The sequence below is a fragment of the Candidatus Puniceispirillum marinum IMCC1322 genome (assembly GCF_000024465.1).
Lineage (GTDB): Bacteria > Pseudomonadota > Alphaproteobacteria > Puniceispirillales > Puniceispirillaceae > Puniceispirillum > Puniceispirillum marinum.
Genome location: NC_014010.1, coordinates 1,855,481 through 1,867,410 on the forward strand (window position 1 = coordinate 1,855,481; position 11,930 = coordinate 1,867,410).

At 42.0% G+C, this 11,930-nt stretch carries 10 protein-coding genes; 5 read left to right on the forward strand and 5 right to left on the reverse strand.

Features of this window, described 5'->3' with window-relative positions:
* Nucleotides 1–39: 39 nt before the first annotated feature.
* From SAR116_RS08680 to SAR116_RS08700, 5 genes are all read right to left on the reverse strand, one after another.
* Nucleotides 40–1,476, reverse strand: a complete 1,437-nt coding sequence (locus SAR116_RS08680; protein ID WP_013046552.1) for an SEL1-like repeat protein — start codon at nt 1,474–1,476, stop codon at nt 40–42.
* The gene (locus SAR116_RS08685; RefSeq protein WP_148212281.1) at nt 1,476–2,726 is read right to left on the reverse strand and encodes a hypothetical protein; all 1,251 of its coding nucleotides are present in this window, start codon (nt 2,724–2,726) and stop codon (nt 1,476–1,478) included. Before SAR116_RS08685 ends, SAR116_RS08680 begins: the two co-directional genes overlap by 1 nt.
* Nucleotides 2,674–4,071, reverse strand: coding sequence for a hypothetical protein (locus SAR116_RS08690; protein ID WP_013046554.1), 1,398 nt, complete (start codon nt 4,069–4,071; stop codon nt 2,674–2,676). Before SAR116_RS08690 ends, SAR116_RS08685 begins: the two co-directional genes overlap by 53 nt.
* A 10-nt stretch (nt 4,072–4,081) precedes the next feature.
* Nucleotides 4,082–5,323 carry a hypothetical protein gene (locus SAR116_RS08695; protein ID WP_013046555.1) on the reverse strand — a complete coding sequence of 414 codons (1,242 nt, stop codon included), beginning with the start codon at nt 5,321–5,323 and terminating at the stop codon, nt 4,082–4,084.
* Nucleotides 5,324–5,389: 66 nt separating this feature from the next.
* On the reverse strand, nt 5,390–6,529 hold the full coding sequence (locus SAR116_RS08700; RefSeq protein WP_013046556.1) for a hypothetical protein: 1,140 nt from the start codon (nt 6,527–6,529) through the stop codon (nt 5,390–5,392).
* Nucleotides 6,530–6,941: 412 nt separating this feature from the next.
* Between SAR116_RS08700 and SAR116_RS08705 the strand changes: the two genes are divergently transcribed.
* The 5 genes from SAR116_RS08705 to SAR116_RS08725 all read left to right on the forward strand — a co-directional run bounded on the left by SAR116_RS08705 (nt 6,942) and on the right by SAR116_RS08725 (nt 11,930).
* The gene (locus SAR116_RS08705; RefSeq protein WP_013046557.1) at nt 6,942–7,850 is read left to right on the forward strand and encodes a hypothetical protein; all 909 of its coding nucleotides are present in this window, start codon (nt 6,942–6,944) and stop codon (nt 7,848–7,850) included.
* Nucleotides 7,851–7,882: 32 nt separating this feature from the next.
* A complete protein-coding gene (locus tag SAR116_RS08710) occupies nt 7,883–8,812 on the forward strand; it encodes a hypothetical protein (RefSeq protein WP_041860876.1) in 930 nt (309 codons plus the stop codon).
* Nucleotides 8,813–8,918: 106 nt separating this feature from the next.
* Nucleotides 8,919–9,320, forward strand: a complete 402-nt coding sequence (locus SAR116_RS08715; protein ID WP_013046559.1) for a hypothetical protein — start codon at nt 8,919–8,921, stop codon at nt 9,318–9,320.
* Nucleotides 9,313–10,200, forward strand: a complete 888-nt coding sequence (locus SAR116_RS13315; RefSeq protein WP_013046560.1) for a lytic transglycosylase domain-containing protein — start codon at nt 9,313–9,315, stop codon at nt 10,198–10,200. Before SAR116_RS08715 ends, SAR116_RS13315 begins: the two co-directional genes overlap by 8 nt.
* The gene (locus SAR116_RS08725; protein ID WP_013046561.1) at nt 10,200–11,930 is read left to right on the forward strand and encodes a hypothetical protein; all 1,731 of its coding nucleotides are present in this window, start codon (nt 10,200–10,202) and stop codon (nt 11,928–11,930) included. Before SAR116_RS13315 ends, SAR116_RS08725 begins: the two co-directional genes overlap by 1 nt.

Sequence of the window (11,930 nt, forward strand, 5' to 3'; positions counted from 1 at the left end):
CATCATCATTAACTTCCAAATGTAGCTGAAGGCTATTGTTTAGCGACTCTTTTTCTTTCGCGGTGCTAAAATATTAGTATTTACAGTCGCATTTGTCGGTTTTAATTCAACATTTGTACGTGACGAAAATTCAATTATCCCTTGTCGGATTTTGCATGAATTCACTCGCATTCGGCCAATTTCACCAACTAACTGGACCGTGTCGTTGTTAAGAATATTACCATTACCTGATGATAAAAACACAAAACTGTAAGACAAACCCAGCAAATATGTTTCATCAATATAGTTTTCAGTTCGTGTAAATAGAGCTTGAACTTTTGGCATAGCGCTTGACTCTAAGGCTTCAACATTTTTGAGCTGCGTCACAAGCATATTTTGGAAATCATCCGTAACAACTAGTAATTCAGTAACTGTGGTAATTGATGGGTTGGTTTGATTTGACAGCTCCGCAAAGACAGCTTTGTATTTTTCAATATCCACACCTGCATTGGTCAGTTCTGCAAGGTCAATAAGCAGTGTGCCTCGGGTAATTGTAAGATCATATACTTGGGATCTAAAAAAAGTAGCATCGCTTATATTGCTAGAACTTTGTGAAAGTTGTTGCTCAAAACTTTGTTTTTGTTCTTCAGCGGCCTGTATCAAATCAACATACAAGTCACGGTTTAAATAATTTGGGTTAAGAACAATTTCAAAGAACTCGTTTTCGATAACTTGTGCCAAATCACCATCACGTTTTGCAGAAATTTCATAGGCAGGTCTCATCCAACTTGCAGCGTTTTTTAGATTAACATTTCGACCATAACCACGTGCCCATTTCAGCCCTTCAATGAAGCGTGCACCATATTGGTTCTTTTTTGCAGCCTCTTTGATCAATTTGTTTCCAAAGTCTTTATTACCGCCAACATTATGGAAGAAAAGATGTATCAATCCGTATGCAAACTGTGCATCAGCGGCAATTATTTTTTTCTTTTTGTCAAAGCTTTGGGTATTCATTGTTGATGCCATGATGCTAAGATCACGGGTGTTAGGAGACTTCACAAAATTACTAAAAAGTTCGGTAACTTCATCACTATTAAAGGCCTGTACATATTGATCAAGTGTGGTGAGATATGGCAAATTCACTTCTGATGAAAGCTTCAACATGGCTTTTATCTGAGACTCATTTTTGTTGAAATCCTTTGTTACCAGAGCCATGTCTGGTTTCCCAAGTTTATTGTAAATATTGCTTTTTGGCGATGAGTCACAAATAAAATTTATGAACTTATTACTATTTGCAATTGCTGAAGCATTGTTACTTGTTGAGGGGCTGGATACGGTCGATTCAGATTTGCTTGCATCATTATTGGTACTTTTGTTTTGAGTCGCACCTTCAATTTTGTTTTTGATAGCTTTTAGATCATCAAAAAGCCCAGCTGAAGCCTCTATCGGTGATACGAACATGACCAGAGGTATTATAAACTTTACTAATTTAAACATCACTTTTTCCTCTTACTATTACTTGCCTGAAGCTTGAAAATTTCTGAAATAACTGGATATCCTGCCTCATTAAGCATATCCGACAATTCTCGCATTGCCGTAATTGTAGGCGCTTGTTCAAATGACTGAAAAGCTTCGCTTAGCTCAATTTCTTCCAACTTCTCAATCTGAAGAATAGTTTTACTTTCGTCTTCAAATTCGAGGCTTTCTAAGATAATTTCGCTAGATTCAGTAGCCAAATTCTGTTCGCCTAATTCGAAGCTGGCTGGGACAGTTCCAAAACTGTTGATAATTAGATGAGTCAGCCAGGTGTCGTTATCTAGGGTATTCGTCGCCTTCAAATTATCGAATTCATTTATTGCGCCATCAAGCATATCAACTGAGGGCATGCGAGTCATATTCCGCTTTTTTGGTTCAATCTTTATCCGCCCCAGATAGAAGCTTATTTTTTCGAGAACCACACAGTTGGGATATAAAGCATCTGCAAGTGCAGGAAGTTTTTTGGTGGCTAGGGCTGGCAGCAAAGTTTGGCATATATATGGGTTGAAAGGGGCTTCATCTAGTAATGAAAAAATCCCCGAGAGTTCTGTAGGAATACCCTCAGCTCTAAGCGCTCGCCCGCTAAACTCAAAATTTTTGGGACTTAGGCTGTTTTGTCCAGGGAACATCGCATATGAGTGGCCTAGATAATTAACCCGCCATAATTTCATTGCTGATGCATACAAATTTAGATCTGGATAGGCTAGTGATAGCTCAATTGCAAATTCAGGCGTAATCAAAGACGACTGTGTTTTGACTAGTTGTTGAATTTTTTCCACCAAGTCATTGTCACTTATTTGTGGTGGATCATCAGGAATATTCCCAGAAAACACAAAATGCCATTTATTATTAATTTTTTTGCGTTTTATGTTTTCAAACCCTGTCACGTCTGAAGATTTGTAATATCCATTACGCAATATGGACTCTAATCGACCTTGGTGAGGATCCCGCACAATTGATAGTGCAAAAGAGACATCGGCAAAATATAACTCAAGCATCTGCACTTGAGCCGTTAATCTGGCACGATCAAGAAATATTTTTTGTTCCAGTTTGCTTTTTGGAGGATCAAGCGCAAATTCCACAGTAACGGTGCGCGCTTCTACGCTCATTGGCAAAAGTGCGGTCATCACAAAAGCTAAGAAGCGTATAGCGCGAAAACTAAAAATCATCTTCAGTTGTTGAGGCCCCGGATGAGCCAGATATCCCAACACTACCATTACTCTTTAATCTCGTGCTTGAAGAATTTTTAGCTGGGTTAGTGGCCTTTTTAATAGGTTGATTATTTGCGTTAATTTCATCCTGAGATTTTTTCATTGATGCAGGTGTCCACACAAGAATAGCTCCTGCAATTGGTTGTTTTGAAACAGGATGTTTTACGCCCCAAAATTTTGGTTTGGCCCCTACGATATCTAAAGCTGAAGATGCTGACTCAATGGCTACATCTAAGGCTGAGCCACCTTCGTAAATTTCACCACCATCCGCCAATTCTTTATAATTAGTGTAATTTTGGGAGTTTTTTGTTTTGAGGGCAATTTCACCCATAAAAGTACGAAGATCGCCTTGTGCACGAGCTAAAGCTTCCTCTTTTGCTGCTTTGAGCATTAGTTGTGAGCTTGATTTTGCGCCTGCTTGGGCATATGAAATGACAGCATAGTTTCCATTTTCATCCCGGACAATCTGAACCCCGTATGAAGTCAGTAATTCCATCAGGCCTTTATTCGTTTTTGGGTTAGGAATATGTTGTGATAGAGGTTTGCCAACCTTGGCTTTGGGAAGATAGCTTGGGTCTTGGGATACTATAGCCCTGGCAACATTCCTTAAATTATCGGAAGTTACCATAACAACACAAACTTCACCCTTTTTTCCTTTACGCGACGTTTCAGCAACAAAACCGCGGCTGGTGCCAATAAGCATCTCTCTTGAAATAGTGTTGACTGCATTGTTGAATGTCTCGCCACCAAGGGTAGCAACAATGTCATCAGCTTCCTCAGCCGTTTCAGGTTCTGGTGGGGCTGTAGACGCTAATTCCTTATCAAGTTCGCGGTGAACCACTTCTAATGATTTCTTAAATGCCGATTTTAAGTCACGATTATCAACCGATGCAGCAGCGCCTTCATCGGTTGCTGGTTCAGGAAAATTTCCAGCAAAAATACGGGTTGAAACCTGACGCGCAACCTTAGCACGTAACGCCTCTAGGATATTGCCTTTAGCCTCAAGAACTGCCTTGTCATAGGCGTTCTGTCGTTCATTGATGTAGTTAGGGTGACCCGGTTCTACCAGCACAATGCCCATCCCTACAGAAACTGAAAACGGCTTGGTTGGATCATTCCACCCTTTGGCTTCAACATGATCATCACAGACGGTTGTGATGCCATCGAGCGGTTCCAATTTCAGCTCAACTTCTGCATCTATATCAAGAACATCTTCATTTGCTAGTGCCAACTTTGGCGCTAATAAAGTCATAGCAAAGGCCACAGAAACAGCACAACAGAGCCTTTTACAATTAGCCTTATCACTTATGCCAAAATGAATTTTTCTTTTTGATAGGTGACGCATATCACTACTCCTAGTTAAAGCTCTGTTTCATTTCTTCAATTCGGTTTTTTGCTTTTTTTACATTCTTGCGATTTGCTTCGAGGGTTGCTGTGGTATTTGAGCGCAATGGTCTAACAATGTATTTATAACCAGTGAGTTTAGTGACGTCGCCCACTTCTATCTCGATAATACGCCCAGTAGACTGCTTTGACTGAACACGTTCAATTTTGATCTTACCAACGGGAATTTCCTGAAAACCAAGGCTTTCTTTTGTGTAGGGATCGATCATTCGTTCACCAAGTTGAACAAGTTCATAGATTTCGTTTCTGACAAATGTCTTGCCGCCCTGACCAATGGTTACAGCATCACCATCGATTGCCACAATTCGGGCTGGATATATTGCGTTTTGAATGGTTTGACCGATCACGCGGCCACCGTCTTTGGCTAGCGTGCGATAATCTTGTTCACTCCGGATCACAATAGTGTCGGAAAATTTAATCTGAGACGTGGCAACATCAAGAATGCGCACGCTGATCTCGCCGACGACCTGCTTTGATTCTTTGATTCGGTTATTGGTTTTCATTTTTTTCTGATAGATATTAGTATTGAGTTCACGCATGATCATCACCACCAGATAATCTGTGCCGACCTTGTTCCCCAAGCGTGCCAATTCTCTGGTCGCCATTCCGGATGTAGCAATGTAATTAAGCTCGGTCTGCGTATCAGCAAGGTTATTTCGATCTATCATCGCAAAACGGCGCGTCTGGGTGAGGTAGTCAACCACCGCATTTTGAATGGCAAGAGCTGTTGCGTCGGCCGCACGCCGATCGGACACGTTATCATCCACATATAGCCCAGAAACCGCCATACGCAGGCGGTTCAGTTGTTTTGATTGTTTCAGTTTTGAGATGCGAACTGCCAGTTGAACAACGTAGTTATTTCCCAGAGACGCATCGCGCCCCGAAGATAGAACATCATAGCCATCTACGACGCCCTTAGTTGCTGTGGTGATGTCTTTAGAAAAAGCGGAGGCAGCGGTGTAGGATTCAGCCTGATTAGTCTCGGTGCTAACAGTCGCCATCTCAAGCCGGCTTTGTGAGGCTACTTCTACACCATTCACCATGCTGACGGCTGATTGCAAGCCATCTAAAATGGCATCACCAAGGGTTAAACCCATACCTTCTACATTTACCTCAACGATCTCAACACGCGCGACAGCTGCGTTTGGAACGGCCATATATATTGCGGTTAAAAGTAAAAATAACTTTAACATTAATCAAAGCTCTCGCGCTCTTATAGTCAAACTCATTACAAAATTAATTTAGTTAAATAGCATTTATTAGTTTACACCTTTTGCGTTTAACCGACTGACAATCTCATTTGCCGTAAAGTCTCCAGCCGTGATTAAAGCATTACGAACAGCTGTGTTATCTTCGGGCCCCCCCGCTTGGGCTTGTACCGGGCCTATTGCCGCAACTTTCTTTGGAAGACGCTTGGCCAAGCTAAGTACCTCACCATTTATTGAAACAACAACATTATAGCCTTCAACACCTGACGCGCGTGGCTGGTTGATATCAATTGTACCAATAGCCAGATATTCCACCTCACAATCGCGTGCTGCTGTAATCACAGATTTACGTGTTTCACGAGACATTTTCCCATTGAGCGCCAATTCTTCTTCGACAATTTCTAGTTCTTCACCACCGCATTCATTGACAAGGTCCACATAGTCGATGGGCTCATAATTTGCGAGCGACAATACCTCTGCCATTTTGGTACTAAAATCAGCAGAAGGCACCACATCATATTCACGTATGACTGAGGTGGTTTCGGTGCCACGATTCACAGTTTTGCCTGAACTCTGGCTACTGTTTTTAGACTCGCTTAGCGTGCTTTCCACGGCAGTTGTATCATCTTGAGCTTCTACAATTTCAACGCTTTTCAGTGAACGAGAACTAGAATTTTTTTCAACATCGGCATCATAGGTCGTAGTGTCACCACCGGCTGTATAAGTTGCTTGTTTTGCGGCGAATATCCAAACCATGTAAGCACCATCACCATCACCACCACCTGATGCTTGAGTAAACAAGCCATCAACTAATGACTGATTTATTGTTAACAGCGCTTCGGCATTCACTATTTTAGATTTCTTATCAACTTTGTGACTAAGCTCTTTTCCAAGAATGTAATTATCCAAATTACCCAGGATTTCCGACCCACGCGCTAGATATTGTTGCATTCGCCCAGCTTCCATGCAGGTGCTGATATATTTATTCCAAGCGGCGAGTAAAGCTTGTTGGCGGGCTTCTTCTATGTCTTCAGGTTTTGGTTTTTTTGAAAAATTACTTTTGGGCGTGTAAACAATTGAAGCCGATCCATAGAAAGGCTGATCTGAAAAGCAGCTTGCTAGGGTCTGATGACTAAAAAAACTTGTTAAACCAAAAAATAAAACACTAGCTAAAACAAGCGAACGTAACATGACTAATCACCCTATAGATATTAAACAACTTCAATAATCTTTAAACTAATCTCAAAATTTTGTTTATGAGCGTTAGACATAAAGTTAATAAATAAATAATTAAAACCTTAATTAGTTTTGATAAATTTTCTGACGCTTTGCAAGATTTTATTTAATGTGAATTTTTGACTTAATTTATATTTTTATTTTTTCTATGCAAAATAGACGGAGCTAAACAAGCGATATAACTAACGGATTGTACAAAACGCGTTCAAATTTTCTCATGAATGGTGGACGCTACATAACAGTCTCATAGCAAGCTAGATGTTAAGAATATTAATTTGAGTTTTCGAAAAGAAAAAACACGTTTGATATAAACGCAAAGTAAATTGGTGAGATTAGGCTTTTTGCCATGCTAAAGCAGGGATGGACGATGATACGCAATCTTATTTTCAGAATAATCAAAGTGACTAGCCTTGTGTTGACCTTTTTAACCTTGTCTCTAGCAGGTCTATGCGTTTTAGCGCCCTCCATATCAGCTGAGGAATACGACCAGGTTATTGTACTTAGCAAGATGATGAGCGTTAAAGAGGATGACAAAAACCAAGCTATTACCGATGCACTTCCAATTGCGCTATCGATGGCATTAACTGAAATTGGAATAACACCACTAGACGCAAGGTTTGCTAGTGCCACATTTTTAGAAGATGACCAAACATCACCAGAGATGATCGAGGCACTACAACGTTACGATGCTGAGCGCACTGGGCGGCTACTTATTTTAGAAGTGTCTGTCACACCCGATATGTCCAACCCAGAATTAATGACCCCAATTGTTTCGGTAATCGATGTTAAATCGGGTCTTATTCCAGCTATTGTTTCGACACTTCCAGTTTTAGTTCCGCTCGATCACGCTAGCATAAATGCAGCCGCTACAGCCCTTGCCCGTTCTGTTGCTATGCGAATGGATGAGAATGGATATATTGTCAAACCAAGCAAAATCAAACCTTGGGGAGGTGTGGCGAGAAAAGTACGCCTTGCGCTTGAAGGTTTTAACGGATGTGAACAGCAAGTGCTTTTGACAATCATGGAAGAAGAGTTTCCCGGGTTTCTGGGAATAGAGTTACAAAAAGCGCCCAATCCAGACTATTCGATTTATAATTATCACACCACTGCAACTAAACAACGACTCAATAAGTGGGTACGGCTTTTGATGGCCGAAAATCAGGCCAGCATGTCCAGTAGCACTTCTGAAAAGGTGCGGCTTTATGCACAAAAGGAAGGTTTGCGTCTCCAAAAAATTAAAAACACTGTAATTTTCAGGGCTGAATGTGGTGGTTGAGGTTGCTGGCGCTAAATTACAGAAGCGGTTACATGAAAGAGGACAAAATTAAAATGATTTCTAAATCAAAAAAAATCAGAAACACTGTTTCTCTTTATCGATATATCTGCGTTACTTTGCTGTCCTTGTTTTTACTCCCTGGATTGAGCTATACGGCTAATGCAGGTGAACAAATTTTCGTGTTCTCCACGAAGAATGCCAATCAAAATACCCAGACACGAGCGTTGACAACTATTAAATCACGTCTCAGCCGTGCAGGCTTTTTTGTTAGAGATAATGTATCCCTTCTCAGCTCTATAGGCATTGTCGCAGACAGTCCAAAGGCGTTTGTCCTGCGGCGTAGCGAAACCCTGGCACAACTCGTTGGCAATTCCACCCTGATATTTGTTGACAGCACGATCATCGATGCCGAGCTTTCCCGTGAATTGCGGATGAGTGCCGAACTCTACAGCACCGCAAGCAATAGTTTTTTGACAAGTTGGTCAGTACCAAACACTATCTTGACTATTCCTAACGATTGTAGTCAGGCATGTTCTAATGGCCTTCTAGCTGATGAGGCAGAAAGAATGGCTGACACGCTCGGAGCAAGCCTTGTGCAATTATTACAACGACCAACGGGCGCAAGTGATCTTAATGGGAATACCATTGCAATTCTGGATGTTGAAATAATCGATTTTACCAATGCTGAAGTGATGCAGTTGGTTGATCTTATGCGCAACGAATTTCCGGGCTTTGTTGATATCACGCGCGTGCAATCGTCAGGGCCACGATACCGTATGCTTTATCATACGTCTGCCGATCTTCAAAAACTTGGTACATGGGTAGATATATCACTTGAAGAAATTGGCCTAAAGATCGATACTGATGTACAGCGCATTATCACCGAAAAACGTATCGATATTCGTCGTATCGACCCGGCCACAAGCAAGGGTAGTACTGGCAACACGCTCAAATATAACTAAACGCTAAATAGTTAATTTAATGGCAAGTATCGCCGCTCCATTGACGCCAAAATTAGTCCAAAATTTTTCATATATCTCTTGAACATATAATTTAAGGAGAGTGAATGTGATTGATGATGGTGCCAACCCACTTGCCGAGGTTGCTTTAGCCCTTGCAATGGCCTTTTTCAGCTTAATGGTCTTGACGTTGTTTGCCGTTGTGCATCAACCAGAAGCGACAATTGTAGATAGTATGGTCGTACAAAAGTCCGTTAGTGAGGCTGTATCGGAACCGCCACAACTTGTTATTCTTCATGCAAACGGGTTGTTTGATGAGATGTTGCGTCCAATCGATGCTGATGGTTTGCCGGTTGGAAAGCCAATAACTCTGGGCGTGCAGGCAGACTTAACCATGTCGGAAATGATGCGCTTTAAGCAAGCCCATCCGTCACTAGACCTTAAAATTAGTGAATTGACGCCTGAATGGTCTGACCTTCTCAACGCTAAATTAGGTGGCTCAGATGAATAGAAACTTGTTTTGGTGCGAGCCAAAAATTCTACAAAGTATGAATAGGGCACCTGCCAGTCTCGCCTATTATTTCATTCTGATTTTTGGGGTTGCTATTGGCTTGACGGCCATGGCATCCGCCAGTCTGGCTGCGGATCCAAAAAATGCAGTGAAAAGCATTATCATTCAAGAAGCTGAAAAATCAGCGTATGTTTCAGCTAGTCTGGCTTTGGCTGTTGCCCATGTTGAGTCGCGTTTTCAGTCAGACGCTCTAAGTCCAAAAGGTGCCATAGGCGTGATGCAAATTATGCCGCGAACAGGGCGAACTGTATTTGGCCTTACGTCTCAGCAGCTATATGACTCCAAAATCAATATCCGGGCTGGTATAAAGTTTCTTGACCAGCTGATCAAACAGTATGATGGCCGAATTGATCTAGCTCTATCGCATTATAATGGTGGATCAGCAGTATCAAAAAATGGAAAGCGACAGATCATACCCTATACAAAAGGTTACGTTCTAAAGGTACTGGATGCAGCCAAAACATATGCAGATCAGGACATGTCCTCTCAAAGGCAGGAGATAAGACACGTAGCTGATAAACCAGCTTATATTTCCCCCAATATCTCTCAGAGCATGGCTATACAGAGCGCTGACGTGAACAGAACTATCAATGATATTGATTTCTGGCTACGAACCGCCGAGACAGCACGTTACCGTCAAACTTTGCCACATTATGCATTATCGCCAAGTAGGCGGCTTATCAAGCAGATGGAGAATAACCGCAAGAATTTCCGAAACCGGTTGAGGCCTAAAGGGTTAACGCGTTACGATGATGAAATCGAGAAGATTTGTATGTTTCGTAAAGTTGCCCAGGCGCGGGTTAAGTGGGAGTGTATTTGATGTTTGATCCAGTGGGAATTCTGAGATCATGGCCAGAGTTCACCTTGGAACCGCCCTCCGAGTACCTTATTAATTGTTTTAGGTGCATTGGTGATGCGGTGACCGCCGCGGGTCGACCTATCCATGACAGATCAACTGTGATCAACCTGACAACATCCATCGCTAGCCGGTCTTATGGTCCTGAACTCTACCGTGCTGTTCATCTGCTTGCCGCCTTAGCTACAACTGAAACTTCAATTGACCAGCTACTCTTACCAGAAAGCCCAATAACTGGATCTAGAGTGATAGCGCTATTACAAAACGGTAAAGAAGCTGACGGATTGGTCATTGAGACGCATCTGTTGTGTTTTGGCATTCACGGCAATAGCGGCGAACAGATGAAAATCAGTGCGCGCCAGTTACCTGCCGCAGTTGCATTAATCGAATTTCTAATTGAGTCTCTTGGCTTTGAAGTAATCTATCAAGCATATGAGAAATTGAGCCAAAATTTGGATAGCGCAACAATTAGTGCCGTCACCAAAAAATTATCTGCAGCTCTATATCAGTTTTTAGGCGAGCATCTGCCAAGTGCTAGTAATCGGCAAATGGTGCAATTGCTGTCAAATTATATATCCAACGCGCAAAAAGGTATCACCTCAATTAATCCTGAGGATGTAACAGATGAGCTTATTTATGATTTTTGGTGTGCGCATGCCCATGATGACAGTGTATCCTTCCGCCTCTTTTCCACCGCCGCACAGGCATGGGTGACTTACAGAAACGCTTTGAACTTAGCCTCCACGGATGCATTTTCACTGCATGTTTCAATAGATCAAATGCAGGAAGATGGCCAAATCGATCAAGTTCACCATCATCAATCACAAAGTCACATGGACGATGAAGATTATCCCAAATCTGGTGCGTCGAGCCTCGCTGAAATTGTTCTCGACATCAATACACCGTCGCAATGGCTTCATGACTTGGTTTCTCCACCTTGTGACAACATCAAACTTTTTACCAAAGTTGAACAAGATTATATCGCCTTTCCTCTAATGGCAGGTTCAGCGGCATCGGCCTTGCTTTTGACATGCTTGCGGGTTGCCGTGTTCAGCCCGTTACAGAATAAGATTGTACAGACAAAACGGAGCAAGAGTAATAAGGACGGCACTAGAGAAGGTGACGATACTAGCCCTTTCGAAAAGGTCACAGACGACGCATATTCAGACATTATTAAGCAATGGAAAGAGATGGTTGCTGTTGCCTCTGGGTTGCGTGATACCGCTTATTACAGATTATGGGAGGCTAAAGATCCCCAGTTTTTTACTTATTTTGTAGATGCAGGAACCGAAGATGAACGTCATATACTTAGCGAAATTAGCCTAGAGCAATCTGAAAAGATGGCTGATTCAGCAATGATAGGAAACTACGCTGAGATGATAGCCAATGCAGTATTTACAACATTGGAGACAATGCCGGCATCACACCTGCTTTGTGCCAAAAAGTCCAAAATGAAGGAAATAGCCCATCGATACCGACGCAAAGGCCTGGTGCCAATTCATTCAACGGATAACGCCATATATAAAGACTGGCTTAATGCATTGTTGATTGGTGGTGAGCGTTTGGGCAAAATACACAATTTTTTGCGAGACCTATCGAGCCTGGCCGATAGCAAAATAGCGCAGTTGCAAATCAACTTCAAACAAGACAAACAGAATTTTAGGAACCAGATGAGGTCCCTATATGAGGTATGA